This window comes from Pseudomonas sp. p50(2008), from assembly GCF_015351605.1.
Classification (GTDB): Bacteria; Pseudomonadota; Gammaproteobacteria; order Pseudomonadales; family Pseudomonadaceae; genus Aquipseudomonas.
Genome location: NZ_JACMYF010000013.1, coordinates 46,714 through 67,064, shown reverse-complemented (window position 1 = coordinate 67,064; position 20,351 = coordinate 46,714). Strand labels below are relative to the sequence as shown.

Genomic DNA, 20,351 nt, shown 5'->3' with positions numbered 1-20,351 from the left:
ACTCAGTGGATCGTAGTCGTAGGACAAGGCGCCTTGTGGGGTGGTCTCTTTGATCAGACGGCCCAGCAAGTCGTAGGAGAATTCCAGTGTTTCTTCGCTGACGCCGAGTTTCTTGCCGTTGGCGGTAGGCAGGCGCTCGATGGTGAGCAAGCGGTCTGCGTCATCGTAGGTGTAATCCTGACGGGCATCGGCATTGAGTTTGGCCAGCAGTCGGCCGATGGAATCGCGTTCGAATTCGGTCTGACGTTGTGGTCGTTCGGCGCGTTCGCCGTAGCCGATTTCGTTGACCCGTGTCAGGTGCCCGCCGAGGTTGTAGCTGAACTGGCGAGTCAGGTTGTCGATGCGTTTTTCTTCGATCAGACGATCGGACGCGTCGTAGGCGAACTGGTACGCCGCGTTGTTTTCGTTGACCAGCGCAGTCAGGCGAATGGCCTGGTCGTATTCGTAGCGGATGCGCTGGCCTTTGGTGTCCTGTCGGCTGCTTGGCAGGCCTCGGGCGGTGCGCAGCAGACGCGTGAACGTCTACAGTCGGTTAATCCCACTGCGTTTTTTCAACCAGGCTAAACGTTGTGACAGTGGTATCAACGCGGCCCGCTAAGGAACTCCTTCGGGGTTCCGTAGTGATACAGCGCCGTCTCTACGTCGAAATGCTGTCCCCGCCCGTCACCTCCATGTGTAACTGTATTTAAGTCACCTCATAAAAATCATCATTTTCAAGGTAATAGTTTATTGCATGAATATAGTCGTTAACGTTTGACTTTGAGTTGTTCTTTCTTTGCAAGTCGATCACACTCTGAAATATCTCCACATCAAAAAAATAGCTTGCACCATATTTATTGGCCAACACCGGGTTGCCACGTTCATCTAAATCTTCAAGCTCATCATCGCCAAGCAATAATAATATTTCAGTATTGCTAGGATCCTCAGCCCAGCCGCTTTTACATGCAAACAACGTCCCGAACTTGTCAAGATTGTCAACTTCAGCAAGGAGAGAGCCAAAATTTTTATATCTGATCATAGCTAAATTCCCTTATTTACCTGCATGAACTTCCGCCACCCCAACCCTTTCGACCACCAACACCTTTAGCATGATAATCCGTATGTCTTGATTTATGATCCTTCATGTCGACTAGCTGTAGGAGACCTCCAACTTGGCCATGATGGTGCCATGTAGTTCCTGGGAAAGCTTTTCCTCGGAAGGTTCCACGTGTAGTAGGAGAAACGTGGGATTCAATTCCGGGATATTTCCCCTCTAGGTGAGACCTTAGAGCCGGATCATTTTTCATTGCATAGTAAAGCTGTCTATTCGACTCACTAAAGTGCACGGGATCCGACAACCTATACATTTCACGTGTAGGTAATCTTGCTTCAAAAAATACGTCGTACACCCCAGGATTTGAGCTTGCAAGACCCAAAACATCAATCCATCTAATAGGATTCTCTACATATCTGTAGAGATTGTCTCCCCCGAACAACCCAATCGGATCCTGCGTAATAAACCGCCCCACCTCCGGATCGTAATACCGAAACGTATTGTAATGCAGCCCCGTCTCGTCGTCGAAATACTGCCCCTGAAACCGCAGATTCTGTTCGACTGCGTTGACGTCCAGACGCTCCACCGCCCCCCAAGCCTTATACGTCGCCTGCCAAACAATCTGCCCCTCGCGGTCAGTCATCTCCAGCGGCGTACCAATCTGGTCGGTATGGAAGTAGTAAAGCGTCTGCTCCCCACCCTCCTCCTGATCCACTCGCGCCAACGGCGCATAACTCCCCGGCTCATACACATAAAGGCTACTTTGCCCCGGCGCTTCCTCGCGCAACATCCGCAAGCCCTGCCACAGAAAATGCTTCTGTTCAGTGACCCCGTTGACCTCCGACACCTTGGCCACACGGCGTCCCAAGCTGTCATAACGATAAGCCCCGGTACTTTCCAGCTTGCCGCCAACCAAGGTCTCAGCTTTAACCAACCGATTTTCACAGTCGTAACTGAACGTCTGCAGCCGGCTCATCCCGCTGCGCTTTTCAATCAGGTTGCCCCAGGCATCGTAGGTATATTCCTGATCCCGCCATTGCTTGATCCGGTTGTCCTTCACGTGATCAAACTGACTGGTATTGAAGTTCAGGCGATTCGCCGCCGCGTCGTATCGGAACTCTTCACTGTCCACCAACTTGCCGGTATCACGGCTGTGCAGTTGGCCGTTGGCTTCGTACTCGTACTTGATCTCGCCGCGCAGCTTGTCGAGGGTGCGGATGAGTTCGCCGGCTGGGTCGTATTGGTGACGGCGGTGAATCGGGTTGTAGGCGTGTTCTACCAACAGCTCGGGTTGAATACCTGGATTGTGGATTTGCGAAAGTTTCTCCGCCGACAGGGTTGAGGCGAATTGCCAGGCTTTACGACCCATGGCGTCGAAGCCGAAACAACTGGTGAGTTTGCCCTGGGTGCGTAACACCTCGCGGTGCAGGTCATCGCGCTCCATGTCGCTGATGAGTTGGCCGTCGAGGTTGAGTTGGTGCAGGTGACCGCTGCCGTAATATAGGTGGTTCAGGTGCTGGCCGGTGGGCAAAGTCAGGGTGGTCAGGTTACTCAGTGGATCGTAGTCGTAGGACAGAGCGCCTTGGGGTGTGGTCTCTTTAATTAAGCGACCTAGCAAGTCGTAGGAGAATTCGAGTTTTTCTTCGCCGACGCAGAGTTTCTTGCCGTTGGCGGTAGGCAGGCGCTCGATGGTGAGCAAGCGGTCTGCGTCATCGTAGGTGTAATCCTGACGGGCATCGGCATTGAGTTTGGCCAGCAGTCGGCCGATGGAATCGCGTTCGAATTCGGTCTGACGTTGTGGTCGTTCGGCGCGTTCGCCGTAGCCGATTTCGTTGACCCGTGTCAGGTGCCCGCCGAGGTTGTAGCTGAACTGGCGAGTCAGGTTGTCGATGCGTTTTTCTTCGATCAGACGATCGGACGCGTCGTAGGCGAACTGGTACGCCGCGTTGTTTTCGTTGACCAGCGCGGTCAGGCGAATGGCCTGGTCGTACTCGTAACGGATGCGCTGGCCTTTGGCGTCCTGACGGCTGCTTGGCAAACCGCGAGCAGTGCGCAATAGACGCGTTGTCTGGCCTTTGCCGTCGGTGTGCGTCAGCACTTGGCCGAGGGCGTTGTAGGTGAAGGATTCGGCGCTGCCGTCCGGGTGCTGGATGCGCAGCACTTCGCCGTCGGGTTTGCGCTCCAGGGTGGTGGTCTGGTTCAGGGCATCGGTGACGGCGACGAGGTGATGGCGTTCGTCGAAACGGTACCGGGTGTTTTTGCCCGAGCAATCCTGGAAGCGTTCGACCTGGGCCAGGGTGTTCCACCACAGGTATTTGGATTTGTGTGTGGCGTCGATGATGGTGTGCGGCAGGCCGTCATCGCTGTTGAGGTATTCGGTCTTGTTGCCCAGCGCATCGACTTCGGCGATGAGGTTGCCCTTGGCGTCGTAGCGTGCTTTCCAGGTGCTGCCGTCAGGGTAATCAACCTGCGTAACCAGAGTGGTCAGGTGGTGGTGCTGGTATTTGATCTTGCGCCCGAGCGGATCGGTTTCTTCGACCAGCCGAGCGTACTCGTCGTACTTGAGCTTGACGGTATTGCCATCGGGCAATGTAAGTCCGGTCATGTTGCCGGTGTCGTCAATCTCTATAACGTAGTGTTCGCCACCGAAGTCGCGGCTCGAGGTAACGCGGTTATCGCTGTTGTAATGAAGTTCAGCTTCGCGCCCGAGCACATCGGTGATCGACGTGGTGCGGGCATCCATGTCGTAGCGGAAATGGAAGTGCTCGCCATCGCTGGTCCAGTGTTCCACCACTCGAGGTTGGTCTGCGATGTTTTCCCAGCGGTAATTGCAAGTCAGGCCCAAGGCATTGCTGTGACTGGCCATGACGCCGTCGGCGTAACTGAAGCGGCGAACCGAATCGTTGTTGCGATTGATCACCTCGATGAGTTGGCCATTCTCGTCGTAGCGATATTGCACCAGGGTTTCGACGGCCTGATTGTCGACGACGCGTTTGACATCGGTCAGACGACCCAGCGGGTTGTCGTAATGCAGGTGCACACGAACGCCGCCGGTGGCGCTGATGTCGGTCAGCGTGCCGTCGACCGTGCGGGTGAAATGCAGGAAGTGGCCGAGGGCATTTTCGATGCGTTGTAGCGGGACAGGGTTGTTGTCGTCCGGCACTTCGCCGAAGTAGAAGAAGATGTTGTCGAGGGTTTGCAGCAGGTAGTGACCGCCTTCGGTGCAGACCAGATACACCTGTTCGTGCGGATTGTAGATGCGTTCGCCCGGCTGGACGTCTACGAAGGGCACCGTGCGACCTTGATTGTCGGTCAGGTAAACGAAGCTGCCACTGCGGCGCAGACTTTGTTCCCAAGGCAACACCCAGCCCTTGCCGAACACACTGTCGACGGTCAGGTCACTGGCGTAGAAGCGTGACCAGTCGATGGGCATCAGGCCTGGGAGGCTGAAATCGGTTTCGTCGGGGATGACCTTGCGGCCGGTGGTGGCATCGACAGGGTTGCCGATCAGACCGCCGACTGCACGCTCGATCGCCGGTCCCACGACGTAACGGCTGGCCACTTCACCGGCGACGAACCCGGCGGTGAATTTCAACACGCAGGACATGCCGGATTTGAGGCAGGCCTGGGAAGCGTTCTTGATCAATTGAGCGATACCGCCCGCCGCACCGGCGACCGCCATCAGAATATCGACGGTAGTGCGCAACCAGCCGGGAATCTCGTCATCTACCGGAAGGTAGCGGTGGGTGCCCCCGCCGATGAATACGTTGCCAGAAGGGTCTCAGTTCATAGCGGGGTAAGTGGCTGCGCTAACCTCGCAACCACTTTTAATTAAATTATTAAAGAGCAAACCCAAAACGAATGCAGGAAGTACTCAAACTAACGCTTTCAATTCTCAGCAGTGCCAACACCTAAGCTAATGTACAGCCAACAATACTACAAGCCGCTCAAAAGCCCCAAATCAAAATCTTTATTCTTAATTATCTTTTTATTTAACTTCACCCTCTCAAGATTTTCGCTACCGATGATTTCTGAGTTATAAGAAACAGCACAATGAATAAACAATGCGGGATATGCATAGTCAGTCGGAGATGCCAGCACATCATCAATAGTCCGGGCGCTTGGCAATATACACCCTGCCACGAGGGGAATATAGTGGCTTTCAAGCGCGCGCCGGATATGCGCACATATCGCACCAACATCCTCTCGTTTAGGTGCACTTATGGTGCCATATATACTTGTGCCGAATTTTTTATCTTGCCTTCCTGATGTTGTAAATGAGAAACACGCAGCACTACCCAAATTGCTTTTATAAGGAGGATTGACTTCAGAGCAACAGTCAAAAATAGGCCCCCCGAAGACCATGCCATTCAGGACATATGCATTCGAATTTACCAAATACTGAAAATCAAGCTCGGCTACTAAATTTTTTTCCCAGCGAAATTTAACCCCCCCCTTTACCGCCTTAATCGACAAGCCAGGCCATTCAAGATCCTTCAGCTCCTTTAGCAGTTCACTCTCAAAATAAACCCTATCTTCTTTACTCATAAAATCACCCATATTTCAAAACATTGAACGTAGCATTATGAACGGCGCCTTTGCCACCTAAGGATTTACCTGGCTTACCTTTGGTATCAACTTTGAATGTGCCTGCTGTACCTTGCGAATGCTTTATGGTCCCACCACCCAGATGCTGCGTAGTGTTGGCAGGACTTGACATATCATAGACTCCAGCTGCTTTTTGATTCTTAGTGAGTCCACCAGAACCATGCTTAACCTCGAATACGTGGTAATTCCCATGTGTATCTTGAGCGACTATATCGGCACGAACCCTACTGCCATTAACTTTCATCGTAACCTCTTCCGAAATCACCTTATATCCATTTCGCTCAAGATCATGCCGTGCTTTATTTGTGCCTTTAACACCACTTGCAGAGCTTTTGCATAGGCCAAACGGGTCAATCCACCCAGTGGTATTGGGTGCATATTGATAGAGATTATCCCCCCCCAACAACCCAATCGGATCCTGCGTAATAAACCGCCCCACCTGCGGATCGTAATACCGAAACGTATTGTAATGCAGTCCCGTCTCATCGTCGAAATACTGCCCCTGAAACCTCAGGTTCTGCTCAACCTCATTCACCGTCAGCGTTTCGAGGGCACCCCACGCCTTATACGTCGCCTGCCAGACAATCCGCCCCTCGCGGTCAGTCATCTCCAGCGGCGTACCAATCTGGTCGGTATGGAAGTAATAAAGCGTCTGCTCCCCACCCTCTTCCTGATCCACTCGCGCCAACGGCGCATAACTCCCAGGCTCATAAACATAAAGGCTACTTTGCCCCGGCGTTTCCTCACGCAACATCCGCAAGCCCTGCCACAGAAAATGCTTCTGTTCAGTGACCCCGTTGACCTCCGACACCTTGGCAACACGTCGTCCGAGGCTGTCATAACGATAAGCTCCGGTGCTTTCCAGCTTGCCGCCCACCAACGTCTCAGCCCTGACCAACCGATTCTCGCAGTCATAGCTGAACGTCTGCAGCCGGCTCATCCCGCTGCGCTTTTCAATCAGGTTACCCCACGCATCGTAGGTATATTCCTGATCCCGCCACTGCTTGATCCGGTTGTCTTTCACGTGATCAAACTGACTGGTGTTGAAGTTCAACCGGTTCGCCGCCGCGTCGTACCTGAACTCTTCACTGTCCACCAACTTGCCGGTATCACGGCTGTGCAACTGGCCGTTGGCTTCGTACTCGTACTTGATCTCGCCGCGCAGTTTGTCGAGGGTGCGAATGAGTTCGCCGGCCGGGTCGTAGTGATGACGGCGGTGAATCGGGTTGTAGGCGTGTTCTACCAACAGCTCAGGCTGAATGCCGGGATTGAGAATCTGCGAGAGTTTCTCTGCCGGCAACGTCGAGGCGAATTGCCAGGCTTTACGACCCATGGCGTCGTAGCCGAAACAACTGGTGAGTTTGCCCTGGGTGCGTAACACCTCGCGGTGCAGGTCATCGCGCTCCATGTCGCTGATGAGCTGGCCGTCGAGGTTGAGTTGGTGCAGGTGGCCGCTGCCGTAATATAGGTGGTTCAGGTGCTGGCCGGTGGGCAAAGTCAGGGTGGTCAGGTTACTCAGTGGATCGTAGTCGTAGGACAAGGCGCCTTGTGGGGTGGTCTCTTTGATCAGACGGCCCAGCAAGTCGTAGGAGAATTCTAGTGTTTCTTCGCTGACGCCGAGTTTCTTGCCGTTGGCGGTAGGCAGGCGCTCGATGGTGAGCAAGCGGTCTGCGTCATCGTAGGTGTAATCCTGACGGGCATCGGCATTGAGTTTGGCCAGCAGTCGGCCGATGGAATCGCGTTCGAATTCGGTCTGACGTTGTGGTCGTTCGGCGCGTTCGCCGTAGCCGATTTCGTTGACCCGTGTCAGGTGCCCGCCGAGGTTGTAGCTGAACTGGCGAGTCAGGTTGTCGATGCGTTTTTCTTCGATCAGACGATCGGACGCGTCGTAGGCGAACTGGTACGCCGCGTTGTTTTCGTTAACCAGCGCGGTCAGGCGAATGGCCTGGTGTTATTCGTAGCGGATGCGCTGGCCTTTGGCGTCCTGGCGGCTGCGTGGCAAACCGCGAGCAGTGCGCAAGTGACGGCGATGGGTCGGATTGTAGAAATGTTTTACTAATAGGCCAGGCTGGATGCCGGAATTGAGAATCTGCGAAACTTTCTCTGCCGGCAACGTCGAGACGAATTGTCGTCTGATTCAGCGCATCCGTAACGGCGACCAAATGCCGACGCTCGTCATAGCGTTAATGGTGTGCGGCAAGCCTAGGCACAGGTAAAGCGCAAAACGGAATAAACAGCGATGAGGTTGCCCTTGGCGTCGCGCGTTCCACCACAAGTATTTGGTCACAAACTAGGTGGACTGCGAGACACCGGGGTAAATGCATCTCGCAGCTGTAAAAAAGCTCAGGACAATAGACCTTTAATTGAAAAAAAACTTCATAAACCCTTGGACGCTCACTACATCACCCATACTGGAAATTCTATTCTCGACCTCACTTATAAAATTAGATTTATAACTCAAGTCCTCTTCCCTCGTATCGCCGCCAAACTCTTCTTCAACCGCGATCCCGACAAGCAACGCTTCTAAAAAGCAAAAAAACGAATTAGCCACTAAAAAACTATGCTTCTGGATACTCCCGTACACAGGACAGTTCTTTTGTTCCGAATCGTAAACCAATGCGTCCCCATTCCTGTCGGCAAAAACCACAAAGCTTTGTTTCCAAGCCAATTCCTCATCGTCTGGCCCCGACCATCCGACCTGAGCATTCTCCAGCTCATTCAGCGCGAATATTTGGAGAAAAAAATCACCTCCGATTGTTGGAGCATTCTCTAGGTGGATATGCAGATAGAACTCCTCAATCTGTTCGTTTAGGTGAGGAAATACGTCGCTTTTTCGAACAATTGGATCTGTACTGTATAAAACCGTACCCATATTTTGATTATTGTTGTTAAATCGATCCGCGAATTTTTTTATCACATCATTAGTCATGACTTAACCTCCAGTATTAACACCCTGTCGCGCCGTGTTTCATCGTAGCTTGTCGATCAATCAATCTACCATTAGTCGAATTCTTGGTATTGCCCCGATGCCCTTGCTTTCCATGAACGTGCTCATTAATACCGCTTGGATGATTATGATTTTGCAGGAAAACTATGTTCCGGGGGTCTCCTTGCCACAACGCGCCCAGCTTCCCATTTCCCTCAACTGAGTTGATATGGTGCCCAGTGTAACCGGCCCGAGACATCACGGATGTCAGATTTTTGTTGGGGGTTCCCGTTATAAGATCTTTCTCAGCCCCCGTCCACGCCCTGGTTCCGCTTCCCGTTTCGGCGACAAGTACTTTTTCCTGAGCCCAAGCCCTATCAATTGCAGTACTCCTGCCACCCTGCATCGGAGTCAAACTATCATTCGGTTTATATCTAACGGTCAGCCCTAAAGGGTCCAACCACATTAGAGTATTTGGAGCATAGCGGTAGACGTTAAGCCCACCACCCACGCCTATCGGATCCTGAGTTAAGAACCGCCCAACCTCCGGATCATAATACCGAAAAGTATTGTAGTGCAGCCCCGTCTCATCATCGAAATACTGCCCCTGAAACCTCAGGTTCTGCTCTACCTCATTCACCGTCAGCGTTTCGAGGGCACCCCACGCCTTATACGTCGCCTGCCAGACAATCTGCCCTTCCCGGTCAGTCATCTCCAGCGGCGTACCAATCTGGTCGGTATGGAAGTAATAAAGCGTCTGCTCCCCACCCTCTTCCTGGTCCACCCGAGCAAGTGGCGCATAACTCCCCGGCTCATACACATAAAGGCTGCTCTGCCCCGGCGTCTCCTCACGCAACATCCGCAAGCCCTGCCACAGAAAATGCTTCTGTTCAGTGACCCCGTTGACCTCCGACACCTTGGCGACACGACGCCCCAAGCTGTCATAACGATAAGCTCCGGTGCTTTCCAGCTTGCCGCCCACCAACGTCTCAGCTTTAACCAACCGATTTTCACAGTCGTAACTGAACGTCTGCAGCCGGCTCATCCCGCTGCGCTTTTCAATCAGGTTGCCCCAGGCATCGTAGGTATATTCCTGATCCCGCCACTGCTTGATCCGGTTGTCCTTCACGTGATCAAACTGGCTGGTATTGAAGTTCAGGCGATTCGCCGCCGCGTCGTATCGGAACTCCTCACTGTCCACCAACTTGCCGGTATCACGGCTGTGCAGTTGGCCGTTGGCTTCGTACTCGTACTTGATCTCGCCGCGCAGTTTGTCGAGGGTGCGGATGAGTTCGCCGGCCGGGTCGTATTGGTGACGGCGGTGAATCGGGTTGTAGGCGTGTTCTACCAACAGCTCAGGCTGAATGCCTGGATTGAGAATCTGCGAGAGTTTCTCTGCCGGCAACGTCGAGGCGAATTGCCAGGCTTTGCGGCCCATCGCGTCGTAGCCGAAACAACTGGTGAGTTTGCCTTGAGTGCGCAGCACCTCGCGGTGCAGGTCATCGCGCTCCATGTCGCTGATGAGTTGGCCGTCGAGGTTGAGTTGGTGCAGGTGGCCGCTGCCGTAATATAGGTGGTTCAGGTGCTGGCCGGTGGGCAAAGTCAGGGTGGTCAGGTTACTCAGTGGATCGTAGTCGTAGGACAGAGCGCCTTGGGGTGTGGTCTCTTTAATTAAGCGACCTAGCAAGTCGTAGGAGAATTCGAGTTTTTCTTCGCCGACCCCGAGTTTCTTGCCGTTGGCAGTCGGCAGGCGCTCGATGGTGAGCAAGCGGTCTGCGTCATCGTAGGTGTAATCCTGACGGGCATCGGCATTGAGTTTGGCCAGCAGTCGGCCGATGGAATCGCGTTCGAATTCGGTCTGACGTTGTGGTCGTTCGGCGCGTTCGCCGTAGCCGATTTCGTTGACCCGTGTCAGGTGCCCGCCGAGGTTGTAGCTGAACTGGCGAGTCAAGTTGTCGATGCGCTTCTCTTCAACCAACCGGTCGGACGCGTCGTAGGCGAACTGGTACGCCGCGTTGTTTTCGTTGACCAGCGCAGTCAGGCGAATGGCCTGGTCGTATTCGTAGCGGATGCGCTGGCCTTTGGTGTCCTGTCGGCTGCTTGGCAGGCCTCGGGCGGTACGTAGCAAGCGCGTGGTCTGGCCTTTGCCGTCGGTGTGCGTCAGGACCTGGCCGAGGGCGTTGTAGGTGAAGGACTCGGCGCTGCCGTCCGGGTGCTGGATGCGCAGCACTTCGCCGTCGGGTTTGCGTTCCAGGGTGGTGGTCTGGTTCAGGGCATCAGTGACGGCGACGAGGTGATGGCGTTCGTCGAAACGGTACCGAGTGTTTTTGCCCGAGCAATCCTGGAAGCGTTCGACCTGGGCCAGGGTGTTCCACCACAGGTATTTGGATTTGTGTGTGGCGTCGATGATGGTGTGCGGCAGGCCGTCATCGCTGTTGAGGTATTCGGTCTTGTTGCCCAGCGCATCGACTTCGGCGATGAGGTTGCCCTTGGCGTCGTAGCGGGCTTTCCAGGTGCTGCCGTCAGGGTAATCAACCTGCGTGACCAGGGTGGTCAGGTGGTGGTGCTGGTATTTGATCTTGCGACCGAGCGGATCGGTTTCTTCGACCAGCCGAGCGTACTCGTCGTACTTGAGCTTGACGGTATTGCCATCGGGCAATGTAAGTCCGGTCATGTTGCCGGTGTCGTCGATCTCTATAACGTAGTGTTCGCCACCGAAGTCGCGGCTCGAGGTAACGCGGTTATCGCTGTTGTAATGAAGTTCAGCTTCGCGCCCGAGTACATCGGTGATCCACGTGGTGCGGGCAGCTATGTCGTAGCGAAAATGGAAATGCTCGCCATCGCTGGTCCAGTGTTCCACCACTCGAGGTTGGTCTGCGATGGTTTCCCAGCGGTAATTGCAAGTCAGGCCCAAGGCATTGCTGTGGCTGGCCATGACGCCGTCGGCGTAACTGAAGCGGCGGATCGAATCGTTGTTGCGATTGATCACCTCGATGAGTTGGCCATTGTCGTCGTAGCGATATTGCACCAGGGTTTCGACGGCCTGATTGTCGACGACGCGTTTGACATCGGTCAGGCGGCCCAGCGGGTTGTCGTAATGCAGGTGCACACGAACGCCGCCGGTGGCGCTGATGTCGGTCAGCGTGCCGTCGACCGTGCGGGTGAAATGCAGGAAGTGGCCGAGGGCATTTTCGATGCGTTGTAGCGGGACAGGGTTGTTGTCGTCCGGCACTTCGCCGAAGTAGAAGAAGATGTTGTCGAGGGTTTGCAGCAGGTAGTGACCGCCTTCGGTGCAGACCAGATACACCTGTTCGTGCGGATTGTAGATGCGTTCGCCCGGCTTGACGTCTACGAAGGGCACCGTGCGACCTTGATTGTCGGTCAGGTAAACGAAGCTGCCACTGCGGCGCAAACTTTGTTCCCAAGGCAACACCCAGCCCTTGCCGAGCACACTGTCGACGCTCAGGTCACTGGCATAGAAACGTGACCAGTCGATGGGCATCAGGCCTGGAAGGCTGAAATCGGTTTCGTCAGGGATGACCTTGCGGCCGGTGGTGGCATCGACAGGGTTGCCGACCAGACCGCCGACTGCACGCTCGATCGCCGGTCCCACGACGTAACGGCTGGCCACTTCACCGGCGACGAACCCGGCGGTGAATTTCAACACGCAGGGCATGACGGCCTTCATGCCCGCCTGTGTTCCTGCCTTGATCAATTGAGCGATACCGCCCGCCGCGCCAGCGACCGCCATCAGAATATCGACGGTAGTGCGCAGCCAGCCGGGAATCTCGTCATCTACCGGCAGGTAGCGGTGGGTGCCGCCGCCGATGAGCACGTTATCCGAACCGCTGGAGATCGTTGCGCCGCAGGTAATCTTGTCGCCCTTTCGGGCCGCTGCAGTGCCATTGATGAAAACGTTGGTCGAACCTTCTGCGACCTGCACCGGACCGGGATGCTTGTCGCAGGCGCCAATGCTTTTTTCGACATGGGCAGCCTTGCGACTGTTAACAAATACGTTGTCCGACGCAATGACGATGGTCCCGGAGGGCGAGGAAAAACTACTGCCTATTTTCTCTCCCAAAGAGGTCAGCAGGCTACCTCCGACGCCTGCGGCCAGACCCGCCAAAAGCGCCACACCAAAACCACAGGTGAACGTCGCGATAGCGACCGTGGCAATCAATGCAATCCCGAGCGCGGCCCCAATCAGGAACCCGCCCAGGGCACTGGTGTGGCTTATTTCATCGCCAAACCTTGCGGCTTCGAACATGACCGTTACTCCTGTTCGCTGGAGTCGGTCTTGTTGGCGCCGGGCTGGCGAGGCTGGAAGCTGGCGAGCAGGTCGGCCCAGTTCTGATTCTGCTCACTGCTGAAGTCAGCCTGCGCCGTGGTGGAGAAGATGATTGCGCGGCCCGGCTCGATCAGGAATGCCGCCTGACGCTGATAGAACGGACGACCATCGGTCATGTAATACGCATCGATCTGGATACCTTCAATCGGCGCAATGCTGGAAAGCTCCACCGCCTTTTTGCCCAGCAAGGTGTAGCCACGCAGTTTCGATGCGAGCATTTTTACCTGGCGGTCTACGTAGGCCTTGAGCACCTCGGCCGGCAGGAGCATGTCCCTGGAGATGGTGATACTCAGCGGTGCAGGAATGCTCGCCCCCAGCACAAACATGTTTACCGTGCGGTCCTGAAAACCCTGCGGCAACGCGATGCTGCCTTCCTGCAATTCATAATCCATGTGATGTAAATTCCTGAAATCGAAAAAATTAGGTATCAGCGGGCCGTGAGGCCGTCGAGCATGCTGTCGAAATCAACCAGCCATAGACTCAGCGCAGGCTTGGTCGGATCAATCACGCACGAAATATTCAGCCATTGCACTTCGTCACGCCCGGCGACAGGAACGATGGCGCCCACCAGACGCCCATGGCGTTCGGCGTGACCGGTCTTGAAGTGAAAATCCACGCACTTGGCGGCATTTCCTGCCAGGCTGTACTCGCGCTGACGGATGATGCGCAGCCCCGGATAAATCGTGTGGAAGGACTGCACGGAGCCGTCAAAAAGATTTTCAAGATTCTGGCCCTGCGCCACATCGCGACGATTGATCGTCAGGATGATTGGCTCGCCTTCGTGCTCGATGGTTGTCTGAATATCGCGGAAGTTGAAACCCGATGGAAATGCCAGATTGAACCCGCCGAAGTTGAAGCTGCTAGGCGTGTCTTGCAGGGCAACCACAGCTACAGGTTCTGCCTCGGCCTCTGCTTCAACTATCGGTGCATTCTGCTGTTCAAGACGAGCCGCTTCCTCCAGCGCAATGCGCTTGGCGGAAATTCTGTCGTAAAGGCTGGTTCTGGTCATTAGCACGATTCCCTAGTCATTGACCCGAACTTCGGAGCCGGTGATTTGGGTGGTGCCCGTGCTGGTTGTGGTGATCGCCTTGCCTTTGATCTCAATGCCGTCCGGAGTCAGCGTGATGCTGCTTTCTCCGACCTGCAAAATTATATGCTGCTTGGCATTCACCTGAATGAACTGGTTATCGACCTGAATCGTCAACGAGCCTTCCTGGACATTCATCACCGTGTCTTTCTTGATCGTTTCGGTGTGCGTGCCACCCACCGTGATCGTGCGATTGCTTCCGACACTGTGGGTCTCATCGACCTCGATCTCGGTGTCCATGTTTCGCTCGGCATGCATGATGACTTGCTCGGCGCCGGCCTTGTCTTCAAAGCGAAAGAAGTTCGCCGTGCCGCCATCGCCCTTCATCGACCGCGTCAAAAACCCGCTCTGCGTCTTGTTCGCCGGCAACGACCAGGGTGGTGTGTTCTTGCTGTTGTACAGGCTACCCATGATCAACGGCCGATCAGGATTGCCGTCGAGGAAGACCACCACCACTTCATCGCCAACACGGGGAATGAGGATGCTGCCGAAGCCACCGCTGGCGCCGGATTGGGCGACGCGGACCCAGCACGAACTCTTGTCGTTGTGCTCGCCCTTGCGGTCCCAGTGGAACTGCACCTTCACGCGACCGAGTTCATCGGTGAAGATTTCTTCACCCGGCGGGCCGACGACAATGGCTGTTTGCGGGCCGGAGATGGTTGGGCGCGGGGTGGTGAGTTGCGGGCGGAAGACGATCTTTTTTCGCACGCAGGAGAAGGTGTTGTAGTAGCTCGCCTGATGGCCGTTGAGGTAGTTGTTGTGGCCTTCGCTTTCGACGCTCATCAACAGGAACTGGCGATCGTCGGGCGAGCCCTGATCGTGGTCGTAATGCTGCTGCAGTTCGAAGGTGTAGCCGGGTTTCATGGCGCGGCAATTACTGGCGCCATGAAAACTCTTGCCCTTGAGTTCCAGCGCTTCGACGCGAAGCCGCAGCAGCGCTTCACCTTCGTCATAGGTGCCGTGAGTGTACTGGCCGGGGAAGTCATAGATCTCGAAATCGTCGACGTCGCCCTGCTTGTTCAGGCTCTTCATGGCGACCGGCAGACGGTTGGTCGGCTGGCGATAATCGAAGGTCTGGACGGCGATTTTGCCGGACTGCAACTGGCGATTGCCACTCCATTGGGTAATGGCATCAGCTGTCTCGGTCACCGAGGCGGTGTGAAAGCGGATTTGGGGTTGTTCAGGCAACGGCACCAGCGTACTGGAGTCGTCGCAGATGATCATGGTGTGGCCTTCGGCAGTGTGCTCGAAGTAGTAGAACATCCCCTCTTCTTCCAGCAGGCGCTGGACGAAGTTGAAGTCGGTTTCGCGGTATTGGGTGATGTAGGTGTACTTTTTGAGCGGCTTGCTCAGGCGGAATTCATGCAGGGAAAACGCGGGGCATAACGCGAACACCTGGGTCACGACTTCTTCGACGGTGCAGCCCTGGAAGATGCGGGTGTCGAAACGGTTTTTCAGCATCGAGAACCAGGGGTTCAGCGTCGCGGTGTAGCGAGCCATGCCGCCGTCGCTGCCGATGCTGGCGAAGCGTGTCAGGTAACCTGCCAGGTATCGCGGCCCGGCTTCAGCCAGCTCGATTTCCAGCAACACATGCTGGCCCATCATCGACTTGAGCTCGACCTCGGAATCCTCGCACACCAACATCAATTCGAAGTTGTAGGCACGCGACAGACCTTCGGTCCCCTTGAAGGACTCAAGCAGTAACTGCTGGTCGGGATTGGCAAAATTCTTGAATTTGAACAGGCGCCGATTTTGCGGGGAAAGCATTGCGGCAAGGTCCATCAACATGTGTATCTCCTTGAAAGCAGTGAAGAACGCTACCGCCCTCGCCTGCCACTGCGCATAACGAATCTGACAGAGGGACGAAACCCGATCGCACTGCTCGGATGGGTTAACAACCCGCTGTCTATGAACTTGCGGACCTGAATACGTGAAACTTTGTATGAAACTGCCTACAAACTTTTCCCGCCATAAATCTGAAACACTTGAGCTATTTACCCACCGGCTGCAAGTCTGGTACTGCGACCGCAATGCAGTGCGAAAGTGCCACTACCCCTGCAAAAATTGAGAAGACGGTCACAATCCAAGCAGTAATAGGGTGTTTCGAAAGCGGCAAAGGAAACACCTTCACCCCGCATTGTGTCAACCCGGAAACGGAAATTGCCGGTGTTCTTCAGGCACCTGCGCATCCAGCGGGAAAGTTTGAAAATTATTTACCCGGCCATCTGACATGCAAGAAATGCCTGTATATCAAGGCGCAAAGAACATTTGCGCGACACACAATCTGCAGTGGTGCCTCATTGACATCATTGCCGAGAGTAACGTGAATAATAAAAATGGGATCCACATTGAATTTAATGACGCGCATTGCAGTCTAGAGTGCGGCTAATGGCCAGCACTTTGACCCTGACATAAAGTCGATATCCGGCACTTCAACGTGGCGACAGGGAAGCTTCTCCCACCCAAGGACAGTGATGTGTAAATGGATCTTTTAGCGAATGTGCCCAGCTGGGCCGACGTCGAACGCAACCTCGATCAGAAATTCAGCGAACTGAACCAAGGCGTCAACGAGGGCTTGCAGAGCGCTCACGACAACTGGAACGGTTTCACCCGACGCGTCGGCAACGGCGCGAGCCAGGCCTATGGCTACATGGGCGGCCACCGCATCGATGCGGTGAACCGGGCATTTGCCCTGTCCTATCCGATTATCCAGATGGACCTCAAGCGCAAATGGGCCTCGATCGAAATCGAGCAGATCCTTCCTGTGCTGCTGCAACTGGTCAAAGAAGTGTCGATGATTCTGGGTGGCAGCGTTGCGGTCGGCACTATCGCCGGCGGTGCGGCGGGTGCCTTTGCGTTCGGGATTGGTGCAGCACCCGGAGCTGCTGCCGGGGCCGGTATCGGCTTGCAAGTCGGTAACCTGATTCTTATGGGACTGGGCTTGTCGGCCATCGCTGAGTATTTTTACGACGGCCTCCCCGCCTGCCTCTCCACGTTGCAGGAAGGCATTGCCACTGCATGGCACGCCGAAGAAGGCGTGAAGCCCGCGGGCCTGGACCCCAGCGGCGGCTCTGCGTCGTTGGTCCAGGAACGCACCGAACGCGCAGCGCGACAACTGGCCCGGGGCCAGGAGCAACTGGTGTTGCTGCTGCTGACCGCCATCGTCACCTACCTGACACGCGGCCAGGTGAAAGCAGGCGTCGTGGGCAGCATGGAAAGCATCGCAACACGCAGCGCGAAGCTGCAGGCCGAGATATCGAACAAGCAATTGGCGGGCTGGCTGGCGCGCAATGAGCAGAAGTTGCTGGCTCAGGCTGAGTTGCAGGTGAAGGAGCCGACGCCACTGGCGAAGGCTGAACCGGAGACGATGCGTGAGTACTACGCCAAGCAGGATCCCGAATTCGTGTCCGTGGAAGACCAGATCAAGAAGGTCCAGACCTTCAAGACCAAGGGCTTGTCGAACGAGCAGATCGAAAGCTTCCTGAACACTACGGACGGGGAGAAACTGTTGGGCAAGCTGCAAGCCGCTGCGCCGGATGCCGACGCCACCACCATTTACTCCCGAGCGTTTGACCAGGTGGCATCAGGCTCGACGATTCCAGAAGTCCGGTTGATCAATTCGCCTTTGATCAAGATTGTGCCTGAAGGCCAGGGCGTTTCACCCTACTCGCCTTTCTTCACAACCCACGAGGAACTGCAGGCAGCCGCCAGTTCGGGGCGCACACTGGCCGACTCGTTCGGCTTGCCTTTGGGGAGCGAGGCACCCCGCTATTCCATCTTCGAGATGGCGCCTTTGAAGCCAACCGAGGTATTTGTCAGTAAAGTCGCCCCTACTACAGAATTGAGCGGCGCGATCCAGCGAACTGGCGAAGCCTTCCAATACCTGACACCTAACCGTGCCGAGTGGGGAGTGCCAAAATTGATCGGCACGACCTCCAACTAGAGCCCCGTATGAATATTGAACTACTGAAAGAAAAGACACAGAAGCTACGGGCAGCCATTGACGCGCTGAAAGCAAAAGACCCTGCCGCCGCAAAACTGGCCGTGGAGCTGGAACCGCTGCTGATCCTGGCGGAACGTGGCCAGATTCGGGCGCCAATGGAGTGGAGGGACATCCCCGGACGTTACCTGTTCACGGAAGAAGGCTTGCAGCAGTACGCCGATCTCGAGCATGCCTTCGCCGAGTTCAAAATCGAACTGACTGGCGGAGAATCACCGACCCTGCGTCGACTCAAGGCGCAGATGGAAGAGAAGAAGAACAGCGGTTTGAAGCCTGACTGACAACAGCGCGAACGCTTCACCAAGGAAGATCAGTCAGCATGTGCGGCTGTCAATTTTGCAGCCGCAACCACACATCAGGGAGAGATCAGTTTGAAGCAGTCCTGTTTCCGCCATGGCCCTTTGGCCTTCATCGCTGCAATGATTTTCACGACGCCCCTGTACGCAGAGGATGCGGAAAAAGTACTCGCCGAGGTTGTTAATCAGCAGCAGCAACAGTTACCGATCATGCTCGACTTAGCCACACGCATCGACAACATCACGTACGCAGATCGAACCGTCCATTATAAATTGACGCTGTCGGGGTACGAAGGTCGTCCCGGTGAGCAAGCGTATTATCAAAGCTATCTGGCCCAACAAATAAACAAATCCCTGTGCAGCCAAACCGCGTATTTGTTGGTTCTGGCTTTAGGCAACAAAATCACTTACCAATACAACAGCGCTGATCTAAAAAACATCGCCGAAGTCACGTTGGCACCGGGCGATTGCAAAAGTTAACGCATGCTTTAAACCCACCCGCACATCAACGATAACTGGCCATGCAAAATGATCGGTAATCAGGAAGTTACTTCTGAGTTGACCAAGGAGTTATGAGACACATTTTATCGAAAACCAAAATCCTTATGACCTCGCCCGAGCTGCCTGGAAGCCGTATCTTTGAGAGCACACCAGACTAGAGAGCAGCCATGATTGATTTGAGAAGCCCGGACGAAGCGCTCTCCAAATACACTGAGCGTTACGATCATCTCCTCCCTCCCCCTTCTCCTCAGCTGCGTCAGCGCATGGATTTCGTGTTGCAGCCGGACGCCCCCAAGGTAACAAACGAGAAACCTGGCTGGCTGACTTCCAGGCCTTGCACCCTCACTGAAGAACAAGCGCTGGACCGTGCGAAGGGTTGCCTGCTAGGGCTCGCGATTGGCGATGCGGTAGGTACAACGCTGGAGTTCTTGCCCCGTGATATCGAACATGTCAGTGACATGGTGGGAGGTGGGCCCTTCAATCTGAAAAAGGGCGAGTGGACCGACGATACCAGCATGGCATTGGCCTTGGCGGACACTTACGTAGCAAACAACAATTTCGACTTCCGTGACTTTTCACAACGGCTTTGTCGTTGGTACAAAAACGGCGAGAACAGTCATAACGGAAAGTGTTTCGATATTGGCAATGCCACTCGTGCTGCACTGGAAGGGTCACTGGCGCAGGGTGTTGATTGGTACGGTAATGACCATCCATCGACAGCTGGCAATGGGTCAATCATCCGGTTGGCACCCACCGCTATTTTCCGGCGCCACACCTTGTTTGGCACCTGGCGGGAAAGCGCGGCACAGAGCCGATGCACCCACCGGGCCGTAGAGGCAGTGAATGGCTGCGAACTATTGGGTGCACAATTGCACCTGGCTCTCAACGGTGCGGACAAGGAAGAAGCCTTGTCGCCAATGCCAAGAGCCCTGTACCCCCGCCCATTGATCATCAATGCAGGCGAGTACAAACAAAAAACCCGCGATCAAATCCGTTCCTCCGGCTACGTCATCGACACGCTGGAAGCGGCACTATGGGCGGTGTGGAACACGGATAACTTCAAGGATGCAATCCTGCTGGCTGCCAATCTGGCAGATGATGCGGACAGCGTGGCAGCTACCGCGGGCCAGATAGCCGGGGCGCTGTACGGGGTATCGGGAATGCCGGAAGAATGGGTCACGCAAGTCGCATGGTCAGAGCATATCCAGAGCTTGGCCCAAAGATTATTCGAGAGGGCTCCACTGCATGACGAAATGGACGCGGTAATTTTTGGCGGAGAACACATTTGAAATGCAAAGACATTTATGTAAACCGCGAAGAACTATTTTCCTTGGGAATCGATGAAGCCTCAGGAAGGTTTTACGTTTCATTTCCAGTTAGCAGCGGCATGATTGACTACGAGGAGTATTACGAAATAGATCACGCAAGCCTCGAGTTTTTTCAACACAACAGTGATGCCGCGGTGGATTTCGTTATGAAATGCCGTCGCAGAGAACTGGACGAGTTGCTGATTGAGCAGCCTGGAAATAACAGAGGATCGGCCATTTAATAT

General features: G+C 54.9%; 16 protein-coding genes. 7 read left to right on the top strand and 9 right to left on the bottom strand.

Going from position 1 to position 20,351, the window contains the following annotated elements; all coding sequences use genetic code 11:
* Positions 1–33 precede the first annotated feature (33 nt).
* Positions 34–564, top strand: coding sequence for a hypothetical protein (locus H7698_RS31990; RefSeq protein ID WP_442966342.1), 531 nt, complete (start codon positions 34–36; stop codon positions 562–564).
* 121 nt (positions 565–685) lie between these two features.
* Here the strand turns inward: H7698_RS31990 and H7698_RS28805 are convergent, their stop codons facing one another.
* The 4 genes from H7698_RS28805 to H7698_RS28790 all read right to left on the bottom strand — a co-directional run bounded on the left by H7698_RS28805 (position 686) and on the right by H7698_RS28790 (position 7,049).
* A complete protein-coding gene (locus tag H7698_RS28805) occupies positions 686–1,018 on the bottom strand; it encodes a DUF7716 domain-containing protein (protein WP_194693674.1) in 333 nt (110 codons plus the stop codon).
* Positions 1,019–1,034: 16 nt separating this feature from the next.
* Entirely contained in the window at positions 1,035–4,739 is a 3,705-nt protein-coding gene (locus tag H7698_RS28800; RefSeq protein ID WP_235992980.1) for an RHS repeat-associated core domain-containing protein, read from the bottom strand.
* Positions 4,740–4,969: 230 nt separating this feature from the next.
* On the bottom strand, positions 4,970–5,581 hold the full coding sequence (locus H7698_RS28795; protein WP_194693673.1) for a hypothetical protein: 612 nt from the start codon (positions 5,579–5,581) through the stop codon (positions 4,970–4,972).
* A 4-nt stretch (positions 5,582–5,585) separates the two neighbouring features.
* Positions 5,586–7,049, bottom strand: a complete 1,464-nt coding sequence (locus tag H7698_RS28790; RefSeq protein WP_442966344.1) for an RHS repeat domain-containing protein — start codon at positions 7,047–7,049, stop codon at positions 5,586–5,588.
* Between the two features lie 351 nt (positions 7,050–7,400).
* Here H7698_RS28790 and H7698_RS31985 point away from each other — a divergent pair, with 351 nt between their 5' ends.
* Complete coding sequence (locus H7698_RS31985) at positions 7,401–7,700, top strand: hypothetical protein (RefSeq protein ID WP_442966341.1); 300 nt, start codon at positions 7,401–7,403, stop codon at positions 7,698–7,700.
* Between the two features lie 300 nt (positions 7,701–8,000).
* Here the strand turns inward: H7698_RS31985 and H7698_RS28785 are convergent, their stop codons facing one another.
* The 5 genes from H7698_RS28785 to H7698_RS28765 are packed head-to-tail and all read right to left on the bottom strand — an operon-like array spanning position 8,001 to position 15,790.
* Positions 8,001–8,570, bottom strand: a complete 570-nt coding sequence (locus tag H7698_RS28785) for a hypothetical protein (RefSeq protein ID WP_194693672.1) — start codon at positions 8,568–8,570, stop codon at positions 8,001–8,003.
* 16 nt (positions 8,571–8,586) lie between these two features.
* On the bottom strand, positions 8,587–12,834 hold the full coding sequence (locus H7698_RS28780; RefSeq protein WP_194693671.1) for an RHS repeat-associated core domain-containing protein: 4,248 nt from the start codon (positions 12,832–12,834) through the stop codon (positions 8,587–8,589).
* Positions 12,835–12,839: 5 nt separating this feature from the next.
* The gene (locus tag H7698_RS28775; RefSeq protein ID WP_194693670.1) at positions 12,840–13,307 is read right to left on the bottom strand and encodes a DcrB-related protein; all 468 of its coding nucleotides are present in this window, start codon (positions 13,305–13,307) and stop codon (positions 12,840–12,842) included.
* Positions 13,308–13,342: 35 nt separating this feature from the next.
* Positions 13,343–13,924 (bottom strand): hypothetical protein, encoded by a 582-nt coding sequence (locus H7698_RS28770; protein ID WP_162439810.1) that lies wholly within the window; start codon positions 13,922–13,924, stop codon positions 13,343–13,345.
* A gap of 12 nt (positions 13,925–13,936) precedes the next feature.
* Entirely contained in the window at positions 13,937–15,790 is a 1,854-nt protein-coding gene (locus H7698_RS28765; RefSeq protein ID WP_194693669.1) for a type VI secretion system Vgr family protein, read from the bottom strand.
* A gap of 694 nt (positions 15,791–16,484) precedes the next feature.
* Between H7698_RS28765 and H7698_RS28760 the strand changes: the two genes are divergently transcribed.
* The 5 genes from H7698_RS28760 (at position 16,485) to H7698_RS28740 (ending at position 20,348) form a co-directional block, all read left to right on the top strand.
* Positions 16,485–17,945 carry a DUF6861 domain-containing protein gene (locus H7698_RS28760; protein ID WP_194693668.1) on the top strand — a complete coding sequence of 487 codons (1,461 nt, stop codon included), beginning with the start codon at positions 16,485–16,487 and terminating at the stop codon, positions 17,943–17,945.
* Between the two features lie 8 nt (positions 17,946–17,953).
* Positions 17,954–18,283, top strand: a complete 330-nt coding sequence (locus H7698_RS28755; RefSeq protein WP_194693667.1) for a hypothetical protein — start codon at positions 17,954–17,956, stop codon at positions 18,281–18,283.
* A gap of 90 nt (positions 18,284–18,373) precedes the next feature.
* Positions 18,374–18,778 carry a hypothetical protein gene (locus tag H7698_RS28750; protein ID WP_235992979.1) on the top strand — a complete coding sequence of 135 codons (405 nt, stop codon included), beginning with the start codon at positions 18,374–18,376 and terminating at the stop codon, positions 18,776–18,778.
* 188 nt (positions 18,779–18,966) lie between these two features.
* The gene (gene tri1, locus H7698_RS28745; RefSeq protein WP_194693666.1) at positions 18,967–20,088 is read left to right on the top strand and encodes an ADP-ribosylarginine hydrolase Tri1; all 1,122 of its coding nucleotides are present in this window, start codon (positions 18,967–18,969) and stop codon (positions 20,086–20,088) included.
* Positions 20,085–20,348, top strand: coding sequence for a hypothetical protein (locus tag H7698_RS28740; protein ID WP_194693665.1), 264 nt, complete (start codon positions 20,085–20,087; stop codon positions 20,346–20,348). The genes tri1 and H7698_RS28740 overlap by 4 nt, the downstream gene beginning before the upstream one ends.
* The last annotated feature ends 3 nt before the right edge of the window (positions 20,349–20,351 follow it).

Coding starts and splice junctions, on each gene's coding strand:
- H7698_RS28805 (WP_194693674.1), bottom strand. CDS start 1,018: ATGATCAGATATAAAAATTTTGGCTCTCTCCTTGCTGAAGTTGACAAT.
- H7698_RS28755 (WP_194693667.1), top strand. CDS start 17,954: ATGAATATTGAACTACTGAAAGAAAAGACACAGAAGCTACGGGCAGCC.
- H7698_RS28775 (WP_194693670.1), bottom strand. CDS start 13,307: ATGGATTATGAATTGCAGGAAGGCAGCATCGCGTTGCCGCAGGGTTTT.
- H7698_RS28760 (WP_194693668.1), top strand. CDS start 16,485: ATGGATCTTTTAGCGAATGTGCCCAGCTGGGCCGACGTCGAACGCAAC.
- H7698_RS28795 (WP_194693673.1), bottom strand. CDS start 5,581: ATGAGTAAAGAAGATAGGGTTTATTTTGAGAGTGAACTGCTAAAGGAG.
- H7698_RS28765 (WP_194693669.1), bottom strand. CDS start 15,790: ATGTTGATGGACCTTGCCGCAATGCTTTCCCCGCAAAATCGGCGCCTG.
- H7698_RS28780 (WP_194693671.1), bottom strand. CDS start 12,834: ATGTTCGAAGCCGCAAGGTTTGGCGATGAAATAAGCCACACCAGTGCC.
- tri1 (WP_194693666.1), top strand. CDS start 18,967: ATGATTGATTTGAGAAGCCCGGACGAAGCGCTCTCCAAATACACTGAG.
- H7698_RS28785 (WP_194693672.1), bottom strand. CDS start 8,570: ATGACTAATGATGTGATAAAAAAATTCGCGGATCGATTTAACAACAAT.
- H7698_RS28770 (WP_162439810.1), bottom strand. CDS start 13,924: ATGACCAGAACCAGCCTTTACGACAGAATTTCCGCCAAGCGCATTGCG.
- H7698_RS28790 (WP_442966344.1), bottom strand. CDS start 7,049: ATGGAGCGCGATGACCTGCACCGCGAGGTGTTACGCACCCAGGGCAAA.